Raw genomic sequence first — 21067 nt, forward strand, 5'->3', positions numbered from 1 at the left:
TTGAGTGAGGTTGCCGGCAGTCTCGAGCTTGCCACGATGGCAAGGTCAAGTTCTGCGAAAAACTGCCGGGCTGGCAATCGGCGCCGCGCTCGGCCAAGCTGCATGCATCAATGACTGGAATTCAGGAGATTCAGCCATGCGCTGGTCAGCTTTGGGCCTGTTTGGCTTGCTCAGCCTTTTCGCCGCCGTCCCGCAGGTGCAAGCCGCCGGCGAGGATTACGCGGTACTGATCATTTCCCGCGAGCGCCTCGAAGTGGCGACCTCGTGCGAGATCGGCGTGTACATCCAGGATCAGCTCTCGGCGCGCCTGTTCCAGGAGCAGAGCACGTCGTTCAACTTGCCGCCGGGCAAGGTTTCGCTGCGCTTGAAACTGCTGCCGGGCCAGGCGCCGGGTTGTAATCCCGGGATGCTCGCACCGGGCTCGCAGGAAGTCGTGCTGCATGCCGGGGATGTGCTGAAGTTCCGCCTGGCGATGAATGCCGAAGGCGTGTACCTCAAGCCGGCTGGCCTCGGTTACTGAGCAACCGCCTCGACCTGTGGGAGCGAGCCTGCTCGCGAAAGCGCCGGGTCAGCCAACATGATTGCTGAATGATGCACCGCATTCGCGAGCAGGCTCGCTCCCACAAGAATGGTGCTTGACCTTGCCCGCATGGCAAGGTTGATCCTGTAGACATCCACTACAGGGAGCGCGACCGATGTCCGAATCCACCACTTTCGATCTGCCGATTGCCGGCATGACCTGTGCCAGTTGCGCCGGGCGTGTCGAGCGAGCCCTGCGCAAGGTCAGCGGCGCCAGCACCGTCAGCGTCAACCTCGCCACCGAACAGGCCCGGGTGCAGGCGCCCGGCGACAGCCTGCCGGCGCTGATGCAAGCTGTGGAGCGCGCCGGTTACAGCGTGCCCCGGCAAACCGTCGAATTGAGCATCGACGGCATGACCTGCGCCTCCTGCGTCGGTCGCGTCGAACGTGCCCTGAACAAAGTCCCAGGCGTGAGCAGCGTCAGTGTCAATCTGGCCAACGAACGTGCGCACCTCGAATTGCTCGGCCAGGTCGATACGCAAACCCTGCTCGACGCGGTGAGCAAGGCCGGTTACTCGGCCAGCGTCTGGCAAGCTGAACGGCCACAGTCCGATGACCAGCAAAAACGCCTGCATCGCGAGCGCTGGGCATTGATCTGCGCGATCGCCCTCGCTCTGCCGCTGGTGTTGCCGATGTTGCTGCAGCCGTTCGGCATTCATTGGATGCTCCCGGCCTGGGCGCAATTCGCCCTCGCCACACCGGTGCAATTCATCTTCGGCGCACGCTTTTATGTTGCGGCGTGGAAAGCCGTGCGCGCCGGTGCCGGCAACATGGACCTGCTCGTCGCCCTCGGCACCAGCGCCGGTTATGGCCTGAGTGTCTATGAATGGGCCAGCGCCGCCGGACGCATGCCGCATCTGTATTTCGAGGCCTCGGCGGTGGTCATCGCTTTGGTGTTGCTCGGCAAATATCTCGAAAGCCGCGCCAAACGCCAGACGGCCAGCGCCATCCGCGCTCTTGAAGCGTTGCGGCCGGAGCGGGCGATTCAAGTCATCGACGGGCGTGAGCAGGACGTTGCGATCAGCGCCCTGCGCCTCGACGATCTGGTGCTGGTCAAACCCGGCGAACGCTTCCCGGTGGATGGCGAAGTCGTTGAAGGCCAGAGCCACGCCGACGAAGCGCTGATCAGTGGCGAAAGCCTGCCAGTGCCGAAACAGCCGGGCGACAAGGTCACCGGCGGCGCGATCAACGGCGAAGGTCGTTTGCTGGTGCGCACCCAGGCGCTCGGCGCGGAAACCGTGCTGGCGCGGATCATTCGTCTGGTCGAAGACGCGCAAGCGGCGAAAGCGCCGATCCAGAAATTGGTGGACAAGGTCAGCCAGATCTTCGTGCCGACCGTGTTGCTGATCGCCCTGGCCACGCTGATCGGCTGGTGGCTGTACGGCGCACCGCTGGAAACTGCGCTGATCAATGCCGTCGCCGTGCTGGTGATTGCCTGCCCGTGCGCCCTCGGCCTCGCCACCCCGACGGCGATCATGGCCGGCACCGGCGTCGCCGCACGCCACGGCATTCTGATCAAGGACGCCGAAGCACTGGAGCGCGCCCATGAAGTCAGCAGTGTGGTGTTCGACAAGACCGGCACGCTGACCTCGGGTACGCCGCGTATCGCGCACTTCAGCGCGGTCGATGGTGACGAAAACAATCTGCTGACACTGGCCGGTGCCTTGCAGCGCGGCAGCGAGCATCCGTTGGCCAAAGCCGTGCTGGATGCAGCCGCCGAACGCGGCTTGAACGTGCCCGACGTCAGCGACAGCCAGTCGCTGACCGGGCGCGGCATCGCTGGCACGCTGGATGGCCGGCGCCTGGCGCTGGGCAACCGGCGGATGCTCGACGAAAGCGCCTTGAATGCCGGTGAATTGAGCACATCCGCCGAAGCGTGGGAACGCGAAGGTCGGACACTGTCGTGGCTGATCGAACAAAGTCCTGAGCCGAAGGTACTGGGTCTGTTCGCCTTCGGTGACACGCTGAAACCCGGCGCACTGCAAGCGGTGCAACAACTCGCCGCGCGGGGTATCCAGAGCCACCTGCTGACCGGCGACAATCGCGGCAGCGCACGGGTGGTGGCCGAGGCCTTGGGCATCCGCAATGTTCACGCCGAAGTGCTGCCTGCCGACAAAGCCGCGACGGTGGCCGAGCTGAAGAAAACCGGCGTGGTTGCCATGGTCGGCGATGGTATCAACGATGCCCCGGCCCTCGCCGCCGCAGACATCGGCATCGCCATGGGCGGCGGCACCGACGTTGCCATGCACGCGGCCGGCATCACGTTGATGCGCGGCGATCCGCGACTGGTGCCGGCAGCGCTGGAGATCAGCCGCAAGACCTATGCGAAGATTCGCCAGAACCTGTTCTGGGCCTTTGTCTACAACCTGATCGGCATTCCGCTGGCGGTGTTCGGCTTCCTCAATCCGGTGCTGGCCGGTGCGGCGATGGCGCTGTCGAGCGTCAGCGTGGTGAGCAATGCGCTACTGTTGAAAACCTGGAAACCCACGGACCTGGAGGAACACCGATGAACATCGGCCAAGCAGCCCGGCAGAGTGGCCTGAGTGCAAAAATGATCCGCTATTACGAATCGATCGGCCTGTTCAAAGCGGCCAATCGCACCGACAGCGGCTACCGCGTGTACGGCAGCGATGACCTGCACACGCTGGCGTTCATCAAGCGCTCGCGGGATCTGGGCTTTTCCCTGGAGGAGGTCGGCAAGCTGCTGACCCTCTGGCAGGATCGCCAGCGTGCCAGCGCCGATGTGAAAGCACTGGCGCGCCAGCACATCGACGAGCTGAACCAGAAGATTCGCGAGCTCGGCGAGTTGCGTGACACCCTGCAGCACCTGGTCGAGCATTGCAGCGGCGACCATCGCCCGGACTGCCCGATCCTCAAGGAACTGGCGTCGGGCTGCTGCGCGCAACCCGCCCGCGCCTGATCCGCAAAAGCGTCACCACGCACAACGTACCCAGGGGAATGCCGTGGAACAGCATGACCACGGCCCCCGGCGTCCACCACGCATAGAACGGCGCAGCGACCAGCATGCCGATACCGAAACCGGTCATCTGCAGCAAGGTCAGCACGCTGAAAATCGGCAGGCGCAACGCCGCAGGTTCCCGTTGCAGCCGTGACATCAGGCTGACTTCGGAAACCCCGTCGCCAAGCCCGGCCGGCAAGGCGAACAGCAGCAGACCGTAGAGGTCGTGCTGCTGGAACATCAGAATGAAACCGCACGACATCAGCGCCACGCCGCAGAAAAATCTTCTTTCGAGGTGGCTGTTCTCCGAGCCCTTGAGGTGACTGGCGATGCGTGCGCCGAGCAGTTTGCCGCTGGCCCATACCGCAAGCGCCAAGCCCAAGGTCGTACTCGCCGCCTCCGGCGTGAGCAGTTTCGAAATGATCGGGAAGCCGACGTTGTGCGCGGCGCTGCCCAAGGTATCAGCCATAGTCACCGCGAGCATGGCCGCGACCACTGGCGCCGAACGCAGGCCCTGCCGTAGCGCAAACCATTCACCGCGCTCCGGCTGTTCGCTGACATCGGTTTTTTCGAAACGCAGCGGCACGATCAGCAGCGCCGCAAGCAAATAGGTCAGCGCGTTGAGGGCGAAGACCGTTTCAAAACCGAAAGCAGCCACCAGCAACCCCGACACCAGACTGCCGCCGACCATGGCGGCTGAAGAGGCTGAGGCGATCCAGGCATTGGCCTTGAGCAATTGCGCCGGCGCGATCAAACGCGGCAACTGGCTGTTGAGGCCGATGGCGAACATCGAATTGCCCAAGCCGAGGCCGAAGGCAATGAACGGCAACAGCCATGCCTGCTGACTCGCCGGTGTGATCAACAGCAGTCCCAGCAGTGCCGCACGCAACAGATCGAACGCAATCAGCGGCGCGCGGCCGTGCCAGCACCGGTAGAAGCGTGTGCCAATCAGACTGGCGAAGATTCCGCCACCGACGCGGCTGGCAAGGAAAACGCCGACGCTCATGGCGCTGTTGCTTAACAGGTAAACGTAGGTGGCGAGCGCGACCATGTTGAGGAAGGCGCCGAAATCGGAGATCAGCCGGGCGGTTACGATCAGGTGGGTGTTGCGTGGGGTGGTCACATTCAGTCCTTGAGTGTGGTTGGAGCGCTGGACAGTAGACGCGAATAAGCCAGGATCCGAAAGCCCCCTCACCCTAGCCCTCTCCCAAAGGGAGAGGGGACCGATTGGGGGATATTTGGGAGATACACCGACCTGAACGTTTTTCTTTGAATCCATAATCGACTCGGTTTTTTCAGGTCGATGTATGGCTAAAGACACCTCGGTCGGCCCCCTCTCCCTCCGGGAGAGGGCTGGGGTGAGGGTACTTTTTGACTCAAACAAAAAACCCGGCCGAAGCCGGGTTTTTCATCACGCGATCACTGCATCCACGGCGGTGGAGGCGGTTCTTCGGGTTTGCCTTTCGGCGCGTCGTCCGCCGCGCGAATGGCCTGCTTGCGTTCCTCGTCGAGGCGCGCCGCTTCGATTTCGCGCAGCACACCGCCGACATCCGCCAGGTCCTCCGGATCGTCGAACTCACCGGTCAGCACACTGTTCGGGTGCAAGGTGCCGGCTTCGTACAACGCCCACATTTCCTTGGCATATTTGGTCTTCTTCAATTCCGGCGCGAAGCGACCGAAGTACGAAGCCATGTTGCCAACGTCACGCTCGAGCATGCTGAACGCGTGGTTGTTACCCGCAGCGTCGACTGCCTGGGGCAGGTCAATAATCACCGGACCGGTCGGGGTCAGCAGCACGTTGAACTCGGAGAGGTCACCGTGCACCAGACCGGTACACAACATCAGCACGATCTGCGAAATCAGGAAGGCGTGATACTCGCGCGCCTGATCCGGCTCCAGCACCACATCGTTCAGACGCGGCGCGGCGTCGCCGAATTCGTCGGCCACCAGCTCCATCAACAGCACGCCGTCGAGGAAGTCATAGGGTTTGGGCACTCGCACACCGGCGCCGGCCAGACGGAACAGCGCCGCCACTTCGGCGTTCTGCCAGGCGTCTTCGGTCTCTTTGCGACCGAACTTGGACCCCTTCGCCATGGCCCGCGCCTGACGGCTGTTACGAACCTTGCGGCCTTCCTGATACTCGGCTGCCTGGCGGAAACTGCGTTTATTCGCCTCCTTGTAGACCTTGGCGCAACGTAACTGATTGCCGCAGCGCACTACATAAACAGCTGCCTCTTTGCCACTCATCAGTGGGCGCAGCACTTCGTCGACCAGACCGTCCTCGATCAGGGGTTCAATGCGTTTTGGAGTCTTCATCAGCTTTTATTGTGGGTCCTTTATTACCAAACACGCGAATGTCACTCGTTATACGGCAATCCTCGCCCGACGGGGAGGGGTTGCCGACCTGTGAACCTTGAGGATGCACACACTGTGCCGGATCAATCGCAGCGACCCGGGCGAATCATAGCCGAGACCGTGGCATTGATTGGTATCGGTCGGCAAGGGCATTTGCGACAGAATCTGACATGGTCGGTGAACTTCAGTTGCCCTCACCCCTGCCCTCTCCCAGAGGGAGAGGGGGCCGACCGAGGTGTCTCCCGTAATACATCGACCTGAGAGACCGAAGCGCTTATGGTTTGAATCGCATCTCTGGATTCGGTGAAGGGCGCTCAGGTCGGCGTCGATTTCAAGCATCCCCCAATCAGTCCCCTCTCCCTTTGGGAGAGGGTTAGGGTGAAGGGCTTTTTCAGCGTTCAATGATCGCGGTGACACCCTGCCCGCCCGCCGCACAGATCGAAATCAACCCTCGCCCCTTGCCCGCCGCATCCAGCAGCTTGGCCAAATTCGCGACAATGCGCCCGCCCGTTGCGGCGAACGGATGCCCCGCCGCCAGCGAACTGCCTTTTACATTGAGCCGACTGCGATCAATCGAACCCAGCGGTGCCTCGAGCCCCAGGCGGGTTTTGCAATATTCGGGATCTTCCCAGGCCTTGAGCGTGCACAGCACTTGCGCGGCGAAGGCTTCGTGAATTTCGTAGTAATCAAAATCCTGCAACGTCAGCCCATTGCGCGCCAGCAAGCGTGGCACGGCGTACACCGGCGCCATCAGCAGGCCCTCGGCACCGTTGACGAAATCCACCGCCGCCGCTTCACCGTCGCGCAAGTAGGCAAGAATCGGCAAACCGCGCTCTCTGGCCCATTCTTCACTGCCGAGCAACACCACCGAAGCGCCATCGGTGAGCGGCGTGGAATTGCCCGCCGTCAGCGTGCCCTTGGCGCTTTTCTCGAAGGCCGGTTTCAGCGCGGCGAGTTTTTCCAGGGTCAGGTCCGGGCGCAGATTGTTATCGCGGGTCAGGCCGAGGAATGGCGTCATCAGATCGTTGTGCCAGCCTTCGCTGTAGGAAGCGGCGAGTTTGTGGTGGCTTTCGAGGGCCAGTTGATCCTGTTCTTCGCGGGGGATATTCCAGGTCTGCGCCATCAGTTCGCAGTGCTCGCCCATCGACAGGCCAGTGCGTGGCTCGCCGTTGCGCGGGAATTCGGGGATCAGGTGCTGGGGGCGCAACTGCAAAAGGGTTTTCAGTTTGTCGCCGGTACTCTTGGCGCGGTTGGCGTGCAGAAGAATCCTGCGCAGGCCTTCGCTGACGCTGATCGGCGCGTCGGAGGTGGTGTCGACGCCGCCGGCAATGCCGCAGTCGATCTGGCCGAGGGCGATCTTGTTCGCCACCAGCAACGCCGCCTCCAGACCGGTGCCGCAGGCTTGCTGGATGTCATAGGCCGGTGTCGTCGGAGACAAGCGCGAGCCGAGCACACATTCGCGGGTCAGGTTCATATCCCGTGACAATTTAAGCACAGCGCCCGCCACTACCTCGCCGATGCGCTGGCCGTGCAGGTTGTAGCGCTCGATCAGGCCTTCCAGCGCGGCGGTGAGCATCGCCTGATTGCTGGCCGTGGCGTACGGCCCGTTGGAGCGGGCGAAAGGGATGCGGTTACCGCCGATGATCGCGACGCGGCGCAGCTGGGTCATGGATAACTCCTGTGGAATTTGCGGATTCACATGGAAACCTGTGGGAGCTGGCTTGCCAGCGATGGGGGCGGCACTCCCAACCCTTCAGCGGCTGACACTCCGCCATCGCGGGCAAGCCCGCTCCCACAGGGTCAGTGGTCTACTCTGCTAAACCAGCGTAGGCCTTATTGCGCCGATCGAACGATTGATTGCCGTAGACAGTCCACACTTTGAACCCCAACTTCTGGAGAGCGTTCCATGTCTGACCGCTATATCGACTTCGCCAACTCATCCTTCGGCCATCGTCTGGTCGGGGCCTTGGGCCTGCCGTCGCCGGTGCGGCTGGAACGCTGGCAGGCGGGGCGTCTGCGGCCGATCGAGGGCGCCCTGTTGATCGGTGGCGGGCCGCAGGCCGAACGGATCAGCGTGTTTGCCAATCGCTTGACCGACGCGATCTACAGCTACGGCACCGAGCCCTCGCTGGCCACCGCGTGGATCCCCGGCCACGGGCCGAAACTCAAAGCGGTGGTGTTCGACGCCAGCGATCTGCAACACACCGACCAGCTCAAGCAGTTGCGCGAGTTCTTCCAGCCATTGATGAAGAACCTCGACCATAGCGCGCACCTGGTGATTCTCGGCCGCGCGCCGGAAACCTTGGGTGATCCGTTCGCCTCCAGCGCGCAGCGAGCACTTGAAGGCTTCTCGCGCTCGCTGGCCAAAGAGCTGCGCGGCGGTGGCACCTTGCAGTTGATCTACGTCGGCGAAGGTGCCGAGGATCAATTGGAAGGCCCACTGCGATTTTTCCTCTCGCCGAAAAGTGCATTCGTTTCCGGCCAGGTTATTCGCCTGACCGCGTGCGCCACGCCAGTGACCGACTGGACCCGACCGCTGGCCGGGCGCAAGGCGCTGGTCACCGGTGCTGCGCGCGGCATCGGCGCGTCGATTGCCGAAACCCTCGCCCGCGATGGCGCCGAGGTTATCCTCCTCGATGTGCCGCCGGCCAAGACCGACCTCGAGGCCCTTGCCGCGCGCCTCGGCGGCCGGGCGATCACCCTCGATATCTGCGCCGATGACGCCGCCGCGCAATTGATCGAACAGCTGCCCGACGGCCTCGACATCCTCGTGCACAACGCCGGCATCACCCGCGACAAAACCCTGGCCAACATGACCCCGGAATTCTGGGACGCGGTGCTGGCCGTCAATCTCAACGCGCCGCAAGTGCTGACCAAGGCGCTGCTCGACAGCGGCACCCTGCGCGACAACGCACGGGTGGTCCTGCTCGCCTCGATCAGCGGCATCGCCGGCAATCGCGGGCAGACCAACTACGCAGCGAGCAAGGCTGGCCTGATCGGTCTGGCCCAGGCATGGGCGCCAACGCTGCTGGAACGCGGCATCAGCATCAACGCCGTGGCCCCCGGTTTTATCGAAACCCAGATGACCGCGCACATTCCGTTCGGCCTGCGCGAGGCCGGGCGGCGCATGAGTTCGCTGGGCCAGGGTGGCTTGCCGCAGGACGTCGCCGAAGCCGTGGCGTGGCTGGCGCAACCGGGCACGGGCGCGTTCACCGGCCAAGCGCTGCGGGTTTGTGGGCAAAGTGTTCTGGGGGCATAAAGATGAGCATCGAATGGCACACGCTGGATCGCGAACCGAGTCTGCCGGGGCTTTATTCGCGCGCAGCGACGCGACGCAAAATCACCGGTACGCAACTGCCCGACAGCGGCCTGCGCTGCTGGGTTGATATCGACGGCAAGCGGCTGGCGGCTTATCGCAAGGTCTGCGGTTTCGTCGATGACGGCCTGCTGCCGCCGACCTATCCACACATCCTCGCCTTTGCCTTGCAGATGCAATTGCTCACGGCCAAGGATTTTCCGTTCCCGCTGCTGGGGCTGATTCACCTGAGCAACCGCATCCGCGTGCTGCGGCCGATGGGCGCGATCAGTCGCGGGCAAGTCAGCGTGCGTGTGCACAACCTGCAACCACATGCCAAGGGCGCGACGTTCGATCTGTTGACCACCCTCGACGATCAGCTCGGGCCGCTGTGGGAAGCCGAGAGCCGCATGCTCTGTCGCGGGGTAAAGCTCGAGGGCGAGGCGCTGGCTCACGACTGGCAGCCGTCGCAGGATTTGCTTGAGGTGACGCGCTGGACTGCACCTGCTGATATCGGTCGCCAGTATGCGAAAGTCTCCGGCGACTACAACCCGATTCACCTCAGTGCGGCGAGCGCCAAACTGTTCGGGTTTCCCACCGCGATCGCCCATGGACTGTGGAACAAGGCACGGACACTGGCGGCACTCTCCGATCACCTGCCCAAAGCCAACCTGGAAATCGCCGTGCACTTTCGCAAACCGGTGCGCCTGCCCAGTGAAGTGATATTGCTGGCCAGTGCCGCGGGCTCCAGCGGTGAGTTGCGTCTGATCGGTGCCGGCGACCTGGAACATATGGTCGGTCAGTGGCAACCGATCGCCTGATCTGGCGGGGCGGAAAAACCCGTTAATTGTGTATATATCACTTAAGTTTTTCCGCGCCCTGCCCGCTGCTTTGCAAAAAACCGAGCCTTGAATTTCAAGGCTTTTTTTTGCCCGTTTATTACCGGGGTATTAGTCCTTCGGCATAGCGCCGAGCCCTCTATATAAAGGGGTTAATACCAACTTGAGAATGGTGAAAAACCTGCCCTCGACTGAGATTACAGCCACGGACGAGGCATCGCCGACGACAGATCGGCGAGCCATCGAAGGCAACGTAACGTTGTGACAGGTGCAGGAATCTCAATCATGAAAACTCAAGTGATGTGGTCCAAATCGGCAATCGCGCTGGCACTGATTCTTTCGGTCGGCCTCGTCGGCTGCAGCAGCGGCGGTGGCGGTCATCGCAGCAGTTCGGGCAGCTCGACGGCGGACGGCACGGCGGGCACCGATGGCAGCGGTGGCGCGGGCGGCGGGACCGGCGGCGATACTGCCGGCACTGGCGGCACTGGCGGCGGAACCGGTGGTACTGGCGGAACCGGCGGCGGCACCGATCCGACCAATCCAACCAATCCGACAGACCCGACCGATCCCACCAACCCGACCAATCCCGCTGCACCTTCGCTGGTGACCACAACACTTGTTCAGGATGTCGGCAAAACCGTCAGCGGTGTCGGCGATGGCGTCGGCCAGATCGGCGATTCGCTGAGCACTGTTCCGGTCGCTGGCGGCATCGTGCAAAGCCTGGCCAACACCACCGGCAACGTGGTCAGCACCTTGGGCGATGGCGTCACTGATGGCATCGGCAAACTGGCCACTGACCCCAATGGCCTGACCACCACCGTCGCCTCGGTTGGCGGCGTGGTTTCCGATGTTGGCGACGGCGTGTCGGACCTCAGCGTCAAACTCAACACAGCGACCCGCAGCGTTCCTGTCGTTGGCGGTGTAGTCACCCGCGTGGCGCCGCTGGTCGATGGCATCGGCGAAAAAGTCACCATGCTTGGCGACACCCTCAACACCTCAATGACCAGCGGCCCGACCAGCCAGTTGACCGACAAGGTCGGCAGCGGCCTGGTACCGGTGATCGCCATGGTCGAAAGCACCACCGACAAACTCGGCGATGCCACCGGTCTGGGTGATCCGCTCAAAGGGGTGATCTCCAAGGTGGGCGGCACGGTGAACAGCCTTGGCGGCAAAGTCACCGACGCAGGCAGCGGCAATGCCCTGACCAACACCCTCGGCGGCGCCCTGAGCAACACCGGCACGGCGGTCGGCAAAGCGGGTGGTCTGGTGTCCAATGGCACTGGCTCGGGCAGTGGCGGCATCGGTGGCGGGCTGGGCGGCACCGGTCTGCTGCAAACTGTCGGTGGTGCGGTGGTCAACGTCGGCAGCGGTCTGAATGCCGGCAGCACCAGCGGCGTGGTCAGTGCCGGCGGCGTCACCGCCGGCGGGCTGGGCAACACGATTGCTTCGATCAACACCGTACTCGGTGGTTCGGGCACACCGATTACTGCATCCACCTCGCCGCTGGCCAGCGTCGGCGCCGCAGTCGGAGCCGGCCTCAATCCGGTCACCAGCGCGGTGACCACTGTCACTCAACAGGTCGGCGCCGCTACCGGTCTCGGCACTCCGGTGGCGGGTATCACAAGTCAGGTCGGCGCTGCGGTGGGCAATCTCGGCGGGGCGATCGCCGCAACCAACAACCCGGTCACCACAGCGGTCGGCGGTCTGGTTACCAACGTCGGCGGCACCGTGGCAGCGGTCGGTGGTCTGGTCAACAGCGGCACTGCCACTGGCGGCGGCACGGCAACCGGTGGCCTGGGCGGGGTACTCGGCGGCCTGACCGGCGCGCTGGGCGGCAACAAACGCTAAATTGCACCTGGCCGATTCGACGGCCTTACCTACAGCGCCTACGCTTGGTTGAGGGCGGAAGATTCCCACGAGTCTTCCGCCTTTTTTCTAAGGAAAAATCTGCCCTGTGCTGTGTTCTGACCATGGAGTGTCCTATGCGCGTACTGGCATCCCTGCTGTGCCTGAGCCTCAGTTCCGCTGCCCTCGCCGACACCTTGCCCAGCTTTCTCAACAGCAACGAAACCATCCGCAACCTGCCCGTTCCCAACCTGCCCGCCGACGCCTATCGCCCGAGCGCGGCGCCGCTGCAAGTGCCGGACCCGGGTGCGACCGCCGCGCAGCCACTGCTGATGGAAACCAAGGTCAACCTGAAGACCGTGCAGATCGAAGGCGGCACGATCTACCCGCTCAACGAACTCGCGGAAATCTACAAGCCCCTGATCGGCCGTCAGGCCAGCCTTGCCGAACTGATCGAAGCCACGCGCAACATCACCCGTCGCTATCAGCAGGACGGCTATCTGTTGTCCTACGCGTTCCTGCCGCAACAGAACTTCGATGATGGCGTGGCCCGCGTGGTGCTGGTCGAGGGCTACGTGCGCGATATCCAGATGCAGGGCGACATCGGTCGGGTCAAAGGCCTGCTTGATAAACTCGCCGCGAAAATCCAGGCCGAACGCCCGCTGACGCGCAAGACCTTCGAGCGCTACACCACGCTGATGAGCCGCATTCCCGGCGTGACGATTCAAGCGCAAGTGCCACCGCCGGGCACCACCGATGGCGCGACCACCCTGGTTGCCCAGGCCAGTCGCAAACCGTTCACCAGCACCCTGAGCACCACAGAAGACAACCGTAACGGCCCGCAGGCGTTGCTCGGTGTCAGCAGCAATTCGCAGACCTCGATGGGCGAACAGTTGAGCCTCAGCGGCCTGTTCCCACCGGGTGACGACAAAGAGCATTACTACCGTCTCGACTACAGCCAATTCCTCGATACCGAAGGCACGCAGCTCAACGTCTCGGCCTCGCGTTACCGCGCCGACCCGGACACCGAAGTGCTGGTCGGCGGTGGCGGACGCCTGAGTACCCACCGCGAGAACGATCGCTACTCGATCGGCTTCAGCACGCCCCTGATCGCCTCCGCCAACGAACTGCTGACGGCCGGCTCACGTCTGTATGCGGTCGATGACAAGACGCGCTACGACGGCATCAACTTTCCCTTCAGCACCGAACTGCGCACCGATGTCCGCGCCCTGGCTTTCGAAGGCGACTGGCGCAAGGCCGACGCCCGCCAACTGCGCATCCTCAGTGCCGGCGTCTACCAGGGCTTCGACAGCCTCGGCGCACACACCAACTACGACGACATCGACCTGGATTTTTTCCGCGTCAGACTCTCCGGCGTGCAGAGCGACAAGTTCCTCGACAACTGGCAAGGCGTGCTCTCGGCGGCGCTGTACTGGAGCGACGACACCTTGCCCGACAGCGAACGCGCCGTATTCGGCGGACAGAACTTCGGCCGTGGCTACCCCGACGACCAGGCCTCGGGCGACAAGGGTTGGGGCGTGGCCTACGAGGTCAACTACAGCTTCAACCGCGACGGCAACTGGGTGCGCATCCTGCAACCCTACGTCGTTGTCGACCGCTCGCGCAGCTGGTTCAACCAACTGCCGGTGCAGGCCAACAACCTGTCATCGACCGCCGTCGGGCTGCGCTTTGGTGATGCCAAGTATTACAACGTGGCGCTGGAAGTGGCGAAGGCGATGTCGGATGAAGCACTGGATACGTTCAATCGCAAGCCTCGGTACAGCATCAGTTTCAGTTATCAGTTGTGATGGTCGAGCGGTGTGTCAGTCAGGATTTTTTTGACTGACGCACCGCCTTCGCGAGCAGGCTCGCTCCCACAGATTCGGCGGTGTTCATGGTTGCTGAGTACAACCGCCGTCCCTGTGTGAACGAGCCTGCTCGCGAAAGCGTTCGGCTATTCAACCGATTTATCGCAACGCTTAAACCAGCCGTTTAAACACAGGCCACGCTACCTCGCAACAGGCTACAAATCCTTGCGCCATTGCCTACGGCTACGCCAGAATCCGCCGGCTTGTGCGCCTGGGGCGCGGGTTCTATCGTTTGCCTGCCACTGCTCATCAGTGGTCGGGTTTAGTCGCCCGCTTGTCCACGACGCACAGGTTCCTGTCAGCCAGGTATTGCATACCTGCACTTGATGGTGGCTGTGCGCAGGGCGCCTTCGGGCGCGCCGATTTCGTGGCTCATCGGTCGACTAACCTGCGTGCAGCTGCCTCCCTTTCGTTTAGTCGCGAACCGGTTGCGGCCCTACTCCATCAGGAGACTGAGCCCGTGAAGAAGATAACGCCCGATCCACCCCTTGCCGATCCAACCTTCGCCGACCCGCTCGTCGAAGCGCAAAAACTCAAGGAAGCCGCCGACCGCGCCATCGATTACTACCTCAACCCCCGCCTCATCAAAGACCCCGCCGCACCGCGCAAACCCAGCACCCTGTTCATCGTCGACCCGGCTGCGGACAACGAAACCCTGCTGGTGCATGCCTGCGAATCACTGGCCTCGGCGAGCATCATGGCCAGCGACCTCGCCGGATTTATCGATGGACCACAGCGCAGCTCCCTGTTGGGGATACAACAGGTGATCATGCTGGGCGAACTGGCGGTCAACCGCGTACTGGACAGGCTTGTGCCGGAGTGACAAGAGCAAGAGGTTGATTGCGCAGGTGGTGAGTCAGGCAGAGCGTTGTTGGCTGACTGGCCGCCATCGCTGGCAAGCCAGCTCCCACAGGATTCATGTACATCAGGCAGGAATGGGTTGGCTGGCAGGGCGCTATCGCGAGCAGGCTCACTCCTACAGTTTTGATCGTGGGTGTTCAGTGAGAGACTGGTGGCTGGCAGGGCGCCTTCGCGAGCAGGCTCGCTCCCACAGGATTGATGTACATCAGGAAGAAATTGGTCGGCTGGCAGGCCGCCTTCGCGAGCAGGCTCGCTCCCACAGTTTGAATCGAGTACATCAGTGAGAAACAGGTCGGCAGGCAGACCGCCTTCGCTGGCAAGCCAGCTCCCACAGGATTGATGTAAATCAGGAAGAAATGGGTCGGCTGCCAGGCCGCTTTCGCGAGCAGGCTCGCTCCCACAAAAGCAAAAGCAAAAGCAAAGCAGCGCAGCTGCCCGCGGCGAAGCCGCACCACTCAACAATGAGCGCAAGCTCGAGTGCTCTTGATCTTGATCCCCCGGCGACGTCGGAAGGCTGAGTGGAGGGATTGATCCGGGCGTGGGAGCGTAGCGACCGTCTGGCGCAGCCAGACACAGCGGAAGGAGGTGCAGCGAAGCAAACCGGAGCCGCTGCGCCCGGATCAGTCCCGGAGCGAAGGAACCCGAGCCTGCGAGGGCCGAACGCAGGAGCTAGCGTTTTTTGCTTACTTTTTTAGGCGCTTGTAAAAAAGTAAGTCGCCGTCAGGCGAAACCGCCAGCCGCAGCACCCGAAGCAACGGATATTCACCCAAAACCCCACCAACACGGTCGGCCCAAAGGCCGCCGAGTTCACCCACCCTGAACCTTAGGCTTGGGAAAAAGATTATCGAGAGTCTCCAACAACCGAACGTGATAAATCGGCTTGCGAAAAAGATCCAGCACCTGCAACCGCAACATATCGCTGACATCCTCCATATCCGCATGCCCCGACATCACAATCACCGGCAAATGCGCCCGCGACGTATGCTCACGCAACCGCCTGATCAGCGACATGCCCGACTCCTCCGGCATACGCAGATCAGTAATCACCAAAGCAATATCCGGATGCCGGGTCAGATGATGCAGCGCGAGCTTCACCGACGTCGCGGTATGACAGACAAACCCCTCCCCCTCCAGCAACTCCGCCAACTCCAGCAACGCGTCTTCTTCATCATCAACCAGAAGCAGCTGTTGGCGGGGCGACGAAGACGCGTTCATAGGCAATACCTGAATACTGAAAGGTAAATCCAGTGTAGTGCGATATCAGCCAGGTGCAGTGTTCACAAGATCAGGGCGTTGGCCGAGTCACAGCCGTACCATCGAGCGAGGTCAGAATATTGTTGAAGATCGCCAATACCCTGTCTCCAAGCGGAGTGACGAACGCCACAACCACCACAGCCACCATCGCCACCACAATCGCATACTCGATCGCCGAAGCACCCTCTTCACTGCGGGCAAACGCGCGAGCCTTGGCGATCACATAATCAAAAGTCATACGAAACATAGGTCCACTCCTTCGCGCCTCTGGCGCCGACATCACCACCGCGGCAAGGTTCCACCGTGCCACCTGAGCATTGTCAACAAACCCCCGCCCAACAACTGTAAGAACGCATTAATCACAAAGCATTAATCCCATCGTTTTTCCGCCGTTTCCGGCTGTTAAGGGGCCAAAGTCATACTTTGGTACGGTTATTTCGCCTGTCACTAATGGCGCTTTTGCTTGGATCAGCTAGCTTGGAAATAGCGAAATAGTTGCATGTTCATAGCTGCCGATTCAGTCCGCCTTTCGCAAGCAAATGCAGTCGGTTGTGCAGCAGGAAAGGGAGAGCCGTCATGAACAGTCGCGTCACCATGGGCCTAGCCACGTTGCTGTTGCTCGGCGCGGTTTTGGTCGGTTACTGGGGGCTGGTGCTCAGTCGTCAGCCGGCCCCGGTCGCCGAGGCGCCCGTCGCCCCAGCGGTCAGCATTGAACAGACTGTCGCGATTGCCGAAGACCAGACCCGCCAACCGGTGGTGGTGCTGCTCCACGATGTAGCGCCGTTCACGCCGTTGACCGCCGCCGATGTGACCGTGGAAAAACTGCGCAGCGCACCGGCCGGCAGCCTGACCAGCATCGAACAAGCAGTCGGCCGCACGCCTTGGCGCCACCTCAGCGCCGGCACCTGGCTCAATGACGAAAGCTTTCAGGCCGGCGGCGCGCTGGCACGGATGATTCGCCGCGACGAGCGCGCGCTCACCGTGGCCGTCGATGAAGTGATCGGTGGTGCCGGGCAATTGCTGCCAGGCGATTACGTCGATGTGCTGCTGTATTTGCGCGAGGACGCGAGCAATCTGCAGCAGTCGGCGCAGATCGCCGTTCCGGCTTTGCGCGTGCTCGGGGTCGGCGATCAGTACGGCCTGACCAACGACGGCCAACCGGCAACGCCCAGCCTCAGCGCCGAAGAAAAACTCAAACAGGACCAGCGCCGCATCGCCGCGCGGACTGCGGTGCTGGCGGTGCCGGAACAACTGCTCAGCCGCCTGATGCTTGCCACTCAAGTCGGCACATTGCGCCTCGCGGTGCGCAGCAGCGAAGAACAACGGCTGGCCAAATATTGGGCCGGCGAAGCGCAATCGCCCGCGCATCTGGACCGCGCCAACAGCCAGCTCTTCCAGTTCACTCAACTAGCCCTGGGCAGCGCGCAAAGAGCACCTGCCACCGCCAGTGCCGGCGCGGCGCCCAGGCCTGCGGTGGAAATCATTCGCGGCAACCAGATCAGCCAACAAACCCCATGACTGCGCAAGGATTCACGTGCATGCAGAGTCGACTCAGACCGACATTGAAACCGGCGCTCCGGGCCTTGCTGTTGTTGGGATTGACGATGGATACCGCCCTCGCTGCGGTGGGCAATTGCTCGGCGCTGCCGCGCCTGCCCTCGGTGATCGAGATCGGTGAAGGCTTCCAGCAGGACATGCAGTCACCGGTGGCAATCACTCGGCTGGCAGTGGGCGACCCGAAAATTGCCGACGTGCATGCCAATGGCGGTTCGTCCTTTTTGCTCACGGGCGTCGGCCCCGGCGCGACCAGCCTGATGGTCTGGACCGCCTGCTCGGCGCAGCCGCAGCAAGCCATGGTCTTTGTCCAGGGCGCGGCGACCACGGCGCTGACCAGCAGCGTGCCGTCCGACGATCCGACGCTGCCATCGCAGGTGCAGACCGACATCCGCTTCGTCGAAGTCAGCCGCACCAAACTCAAGGAAGCCACGGCGTCGCTGATCGGCACGCGCGGCAATTTCCTGTTCGGTTCGCCCGGCACGCTGCCACCGATCGACGGCGTGCCGCAGCCGCGCCTGCCGGTGGATAACTCGCTGTTCAATTTCTCCTGGGTCGGCGGCAAGACCATGGCGATCATCAACGCCCTGGAAACCAGCGGCTTCGCCTACACCTTGGCGCGGCCGAGTCTGGTGGCGTTGAACGGGCAGAGTGCGAGCTTCCTGGCCGGCGGGGAAATCCCGATTCCGGTGCCCAGTTCCGGCAGCGACAGCGTGTCGATCGAGTACAAGGAATTCGGCATCCGCCTGACCCTGACGCCAACCATCATCGGCCGCGACCGCATCGCGCTGAAGGTCGCCCCGGAGGTCAGCGAACTGGATTTTGCCAACGCGGTGAACATCGCCGGCACCACCGTTCCGGCGTTGACCATCCGCCGGACCGACACCAGCGTGTCGCTGGGTGATGGCGAAAGTTTTGTCATCAGCGGTTTGATCAGCACCACCAACAGCTCGCAAGTGAACAAGTTTCCCGGCCTGGGTGACATTCCCGTCCTCGGGGCGTTCTTCAAGGGTTCGCAGATCAAGCGCGAGGAGCGCGAACTGCTGATGATCGTCACCCCGCACCTGGTCCAGCCACTGGCGGCGGACGCGCGACTGCCGTCGTTGCCGGGCGAGAAACTGCGCAATTACGACCCGAATTTCTATCGCATGTTCTTCCTCGAGAACGGCAACTTCGACAAGCGCAGCGGGTTGTCGCAATGAACCAGAATCTCAGCCAGACCTTCCTCGCCATCACCCGCAACAGCACCGATCTGGAATGGCTGCAAAGCGCACTCGCGCCACTGGGCCAGGTGGTCAGCGCCGGTGCCGGCAGCCTCGACGAACTGCTCGCACTGGTCGATGTGACGTTCGCCAATCTGGTCTTCGTCGGTCTCGATCGCGAGCATGTCGTGGCGCAAAGTGCGCTGATCGAAGGTGCGCTGGAAGCCAAGCCGATGCTGGCAATCGTCGCCCTCGGCGACGGCATGGACAATCAGCTCGTACTCAATGCGATGCGCGCCGGTGCACGGGATTTCGTCGCCTATGGCTCACGTTCAAGCGAAGTCGCCGGGCTGGTGCGGCGCTTGGGCAAACGCCTGCCCGCCGTCACTCCCAACACGCAGCTGGGCGGGCTTACCGTGATGTACGGCGTGCAGAGCAGTTCCGACGGTGCCTTGCTCGCCAATCACATGGCCATGGTGGTGCAGAAGAGCGGCCAGCAAACCTTGCTGCTCGACCTTGGCCTGCCCCGTGGCGACAGCCTCGCGCTGTTGGGGCTGGAGAGCTCGTTTCACTTCGGCGACGCCCTGCGAAATCTGCGCCGGCTCGACGCTACGCTGATCGACAGCGCTTTCACCAGCGCCGACCACGGCCTGCGCATTCTTGCCTACGCCAACACTGACGAGCCGCTGGAAACCACCAGCGCCGCCGAGCTGTACATGCTGCTCAGCGCCTTGCGCCAGCACTTCCAGCACATTGTCGTGAACCTCACCGGGCAGGCCGACAGTGAGGCATTGCGTACCTTCGTCAGCCATTGCGACAAACTGCTGTGGTACACCGACCAGAACGTACTCAACTGCCGACGCAACCTCGCCGTGCTTAACCAGTGGCGCGATAAAGGCATGAAACTCGAGCACGGGCGCTTGCTGATCGATCGCTACCTGAGCAACGTCGCGCCGGATGCCGAGACCTTGGGCAAGACCTTCAATCTGGAAGTCATCGCCGTGCTGGCGTTCAGTCCCGACGTGCGCCTGAACGCGAAAAACCAGGGCGTCAGCCTCTTCGAACTGGCGCCCCGGGAGAAACTCACCCAGAGCCTGCGCACCCTCGGCGAGCGCTTGGCGAAACGCTCCGAAGGCCTGAGCAAACCGAAAGTCACCTGGTTCGACCGTCTGCGAGGCCACTCATGAGCGCAGAAAAACTCTTTGGCGCAACGTCTCACGGAGCGATCGGCAACAGCGATCACGAAGGCCTGAAACTGGTCCTGCACCGCTACATCATCGACGCCATCGAGGAGTCGGGGAAAAACCTGCTGGAAGGTTCGCGCCAGCAACTGGCGCAGTTCGTCACCGACAAGGTCGCCGAATACATCGCGCGTTTGCACCTGGCGATCTCGCGCTACGAAATGGAGCGCCTCGGCGAAGAAATCGTCGACGAACTCACCGGATTCGGCCCACTGGAAGTCCTGCTGCGTGACCCGTCGGTGACGGAAATTCTGGTCAACGGCCCGCACCGGGTGTTCATCGAGCGCGACGGCGTATTGCATCAAAGCGATCTGCGTTTTATCGATGCGCATCACGTCGAGCGGGTCATGCAACGCATCCTTGCGCCGCTCGGGCGCCGCCTCGATGAGTCCTCGCCGATGGTCGATGCGCGCCTGCCGGACGGCAGCCGGGTCAACGCGATCATCCCGCCGATTGCCCTCGACGGCCCGTGCCTGTCGATCCGCAAGTTCCGCAAGGACATGCTCAAGAGCACCGACCTGATGGCGATGCAGACCATCGATCTGGCGATTTTCGAATTCCTGCAGAACGCCGTGGGCAAGCGCTGCAACATCCTGATCAGCGGCGGCACCGGCACCGGCAAGACCACGCTGCTGAACATCCTCAGCCAGTTGATCAACCCGCACGAACGGCTGGTGACCATCGAAGACGTCGCCGAACTGCAACTCGGCCATCCGCATGTAGTGCGTCTGGAAACCCGTCCGCCCAACGCTGAAGGGCATGGCGAGGTCAAGGCCAGCGACCTGATTCGCAACGCCCTGCGTATGCGTCCCGACCGGATCATTCTCGGCGAGATCCGTGGCGTCGAAGTGGTCGACGTGCTCACCGCGATGAACACCGGCCACGACGGTTCGATGAGCACCGTGCACGCCAACAACGCCCAGGACGCGCTGCTGCGTCTGGAGACGCTGGTCGGCCTGACCGGGCGCTCGATTGCCGAACGCACCCTGCGTCAGATGATCTGCGCCGCCCTCGACGTGATCATTCAACTGACACGCATGCCCGATGGCCGGCGCTGCGTCAGTGAAGTGGTGGAAGTGGTCGGCATTCGCGAGGACGTCTACGTCACCAACACCCTGTTCCGCCTCGACCGCCGCACGGGGTTCGGTTTTGTGCGCGAAGCGGTCAACCCGGCCGGCGACAAGCTGCGCCACGACGCTCACCTGGGCTGACGGC

At 62.6% G+C, this 21067-nt stretch carries 18 protein-coding genes; 12 read left to right on the top strand and 6 right to left on the bottom strand.

Annotation, left to right across the window (positions count from 1 at the left end):
* Positions 1–136: 136 nt before the first annotated feature.
* The 3 genes from AB4N48_RS21070 to cueR all read left to right on the top strand — a co-directional run bounded on the left by AB4N48_RS21070 (position 137) and on the right by cueR (position 3499).
* Positions 137–520, top strand: a complete 384-nt coding sequence (locus AB4N48_RS21070; protein ID WP_024011458.1) for a hypothetical protein — start codon at positions 137–139, stop codon at positions 518–520.
* A gap of 175 nt (positions 521–695) precedes the next feature.
* Positions 696–3089, top strand: a complete 2394-nt coding sequence (cueA, locus tag AB4N48_RS21075; protein ID WP_460094255.1) for a copper resistance metal-translocating P1-type ATPase CueA — start codon at positions 696–698, stop codon at positions 3087–3089.
* Positions 3086–3499 carry a Cu(I)-responsive transcriptional regulator gene (gene cueR / locus AB4N48_RS21080; RefSeq protein WP_460094256.1) on the top strand — a complete coding sequence of 138 codons (414 nt, stop codon included), beginning with the start codon at positions 3086–3088 and terminating at the stop codon, positions 3497–3499. The genes cueA and cueR overlap by 4 nt, the downstream gene beginning before the upstream one ends.
* Here the strand turns inward: cueR and AB4N48_RS21085 are convergent.
* The 3 genes from AB4N48_RS21085 to AB4N48_RS21095 form a co-directional block, all read right to left on the bottom strand.
* Positions 3453–4661, bottom strand: coding sequence for an MFS transporter (locus AB4N48_RS21085; RefSeq protein ID WP_460094257.1), 1209 nt, complete (start codon positions 4659–4661; stop codon positions 3453–3455). The genes cueR and AB4N48_RS21085 overlap by 47 nt on opposite strands.
* A 296-nt stretch (positions 4662–4957) precedes the next feature.
* Positions 4958–5854, bottom strand: a complete 897-nt coding sequence (locus tag AB4N48_RS21090; RefSeq protein ID WP_016771829.1) for a PA4780 family RIO1-like protein kinase — start codon at positions 5852–5854, stop codon at positions 4958–4960.
* 430 nt (positions 5855–6284) lie between these two features.
* Positions 6285–7562: an acetyl-CoA C-acetyltransferase gene (locus AB4N48_RS21095; RefSeq protein ID WP_460094258.1), complete on the bottom strand. Its 1278-nt coding sequence runs from the start codon at positions 7560–7562 to the stop codon at positions 6285–6287.
* A gap of 237 nt (positions 7563–7799) precedes the next feature.
* On the opposite strand from AB4N48_RS21095, the gene AB4N48_RS21100 reads away from it, so the two are divergent.
* The 5 genes from AB4N48_RS21100 (at position 7800) to AB4N48_RS21120 (ending at position 14563) form a co-directional block, all read left to right on the top strand.
* Positions 7800–9152, top strand: a complete 1353-nt coding sequence (locus AB4N48_RS21100) for a 3-oxoacyl-ACP reductase (RefSeq protein ID WP_460094259.1) — start codon at positions 7800–7802, stop codon at positions 9150–9152.
* 2 nt (positions 9153–9154) lie between these two features.
* The gene (locus AB4N48_RS21105; protein ID WP_150638144.1) at positions 9155–10009 is read left to right on the top strand and encodes a MaoC family dehydratase; all 855 of its coding nucleotides are present in this window, start codon (positions 9155–9157) and stop codon (positions 10007–10009) included.
* Between the two features lie 303 nt (positions 10010–10312).
* Positions 10313–11875 (top strand): collagen-like triple helix repeat-containing protein, encoded by a 1563-nt coding sequence (locus AB4N48_RS21110; protein WP_315436076.1) that lies wholly within the window; start codon positions 10313–10315, stop codon positions 11873–11875.
* A 134-nt stretch (positions 11876–12009) separates the two neighbouring features.
* Positions 12010–13680: a ShlB/FhaC/HecB family hemolysin secretion/activation protein gene (locus AB4N48_RS21115; protein ID WP_056787743.1), complete on the top strand. Its 1671-nt coding sequence runs from the start codon at positions 12010–12012 to the stop codon at positions 13678–13680.
* A 520-nt stretch (positions 13681–14200) separates the two neighbouring features.
* Positions 14201–14563, top strand: coding sequence for a DUF6124 family protein (locus tag AB4N48_RS21120; protein WP_041479635.1), 363 nt, complete (start codon positions 14201–14203; stop codon positions 14561–14563).
* A gap of 175 nt (positions 14564–14738) precedes the next feature.
* Here AB4N48_RS21120 and AB4N48_RS21125 read toward each other — a convergent pair whose 3' ends face one another.
* From AB4N48_RS21125 to AB4N48_RS21135, 3 genes are all read right to left on the bottom strand, one after another.
* Positions 14739–15053 (bottom strand): hypothetical protein, encoded by a 315-nt coding sequence (locus AB4N48_RS21125; protein ID WP_375123085.1) that lies wholly within the window; start codon positions 15051–15053, stop codon positions 14739–14741.
* A gap of 355 nt (positions 15054–15408) precedes the next feature.
* Positions 15409–15816: a response regulator gene (locus tag AB4N48_RS21130; RefSeq protein WP_041480644.1), complete on the bottom strand. Its 408-nt coding sequence runs from the start codon at positions 15814–15816 to the stop codon at positions 15409–15411.
* A 70-nt stretch (positions 15817–15886) separates the two neighbouring features.
* Complete coding sequence (locus AB4N48_RS21135; protein WP_370593582.1) at positions 15887–16102, bottom strand: Flp family type IVb pilin; 216 nt, start codon at positions 16100–16102, stop codon at positions 15887–15889.
* Between the two features lie 329 nt (positions 16103–16431).
* Between AB4N48_RS21135 and cpaB the strand changes: the two genes are divergently transcribed.
* Genes cpaB through AB4N48_RS21155 form a run of 4 tightly spaced genes read left to right on the top strand, consistent with a single transcriptional unit; the run spans position 16432 to position 21063 of the window.
* A complete protein-coding gene (cpaB, locus tag AB4N48_RS21140) occupies positions 16432–17373 on the top strand; it encodes a Flp pilus assembly protein CpaB (protein ID WP_460094262.1) in 942 nt (313 codons plus the stop codon).
* A 20-nt stretch (positions 17374–17393) separates the two neighbouring features.
* Positions 17394–18611 (top strand): type II and III secretion system protein family protein, encoded by a 1218-nt coding sequence (locus AB4N48_RS21145; RefSeq protein ID WP_281881566.1) that lies wholly within the window; start codon positions 17394–17396, stop codon positions 18609–18611.
* A complete protein-coding gene (locus AB4N48_RS21150) occupies positions 18608–19798 on the top strand; it encodes a pilus assembly protein (protein WP_460094263.1) in 1191 nt (396 codons plus the stop codon). Before AB4N48_RS21145 ends, AB4N48_RS21150 begins: the two co-directional genes overlap by 4 nt.
* Complete coding sequence (locus tag AB4N48_RS21155) at positions 19795–21063, top strand: CpaF family protein (RefSeq protein ID WP_041480648.1); 1269 nt, start codon at positions 19795–19797, stop codon at positions 21061–21063. Before AB4N48_RS21150 ends, AB4N48_RS21155 begins: the two co-directional genes overlap by 4 nt.
* The last annotated feature ends 4 nt before the right edge of the window (positions 21064–21067 follow it).

This window comes from Pseudomonas sp. S2_C11 (genome assembly GCF_054668395.1).

Excerpts from the sequence above, each read along its gene's own strand:
- cpaB (WP_460094262.1), top strand. The coding sequence starts at position 16,432 with ATGAACAGTCGCGTCACCATGGGCCTAGCCACGTTGCTGTTGCTCGGC.
- cueR (WP_460094256.1), top strand. The coding sequence starts at position 3,086 with ATGAACATCGGCCAAGCAGCCCGGCAGAGTGGCCTGAGTGCAAAAATG.
- AB4N48_RS21130 (WP_041480644.1), bottom strand. The coding sequence starts at position 15,816 with ATGAACGCGTCTTCGTCGCCCCGCCAACAGCTGCTTCTGGTTGATGAT.
- AB4N48_RS21145 (WP_281881566.1), top strand. The coding sequence starts at position 17,394 with ATGCAGAGTCGACTCAGACCGACATTGAAACCGGCGCTCCGGGCCTTG.
- AB4N48_RS21105 (WP_150638144.1), top strand. The coding sequence starts at position 9,155 with ATGAGCATCGAATGGCACACGCTGGATCGCGAACCGAGTCTGCCGGGG.
- cueA (WP_460094255.1), top strand. The coding sequence starts at position 696 with ATGTCCGAATCCACCACTTTCGATCTGCCGATTGCCGGCATGACCTGT.
- AB4N48_RS21100 (WP_460094259.1), top strand. The coding sequence starts at position 7,800 with ATGTCTGACCGCTATATCGACTTCGCCAACTCATCCTTCGGCCATCGT.
- AB4N48_RS21090 (WP_016771829.1), bottom strand. The coding sequence starts at position 5,854 with ATGAAGACTCCAAAACGCATTGAACCCCTGATCGAGGACGGTCTGGTC.
- AB4N48_RS21135 (WP_370593582.1), bottom strand. The coding sequence starts at position 16,102 with ATGTTTCGTATGACTTTTGATTATGTGATCGCCAAGGCTCGCGCGTTT.
- AB4N48_RS21110 (WP_315436076.1), top strand. The coding sequence starts at position 10,313 with ATGAAAACTCAAGTGATGTGGTCCAAATCGGCAATCGCGCTGGCACTG.
- AB4N48_RS21095 (WP_460094258.1), bottom strand. The coding sequence starts at position 7,562 with ATGACCCAGCTGCGCCGCGTCGCGATCATCGGCGGTAACCGCATCCCT.
- AB4N48_RS21155 (WP_041480648.1), top strand. The coding sequence starts at position 19,795 with ATGAGCGCAGAAAAACTCTTTGGCGCAACGTCTCACGGAGCGATCGGC.
- AB4N48_RS21150 (WP_460094263.1), top strand. The coding sequence starts at position 18,608 with ATGAACCAGAATCTCAGCCAGACCTTCCTCGCCATCACCCGCAACAGC.
- AB4N48_RS21070 (WP_024011458.1), top strand. The coding sequence starts at position 137 with ATGCGCTGGTCAGCTTTGGGCCTGTTTGGCTTGCTCAGCCTTTTCGCC.
- AB4N48_RS21115 (WP_056787743.1), top strand. The coding sequence starts at position 12,010 with ATGCGCGTACTGGCATCCCTGCTGTGCCTGAGCCTCAGTTCCGCTGCC.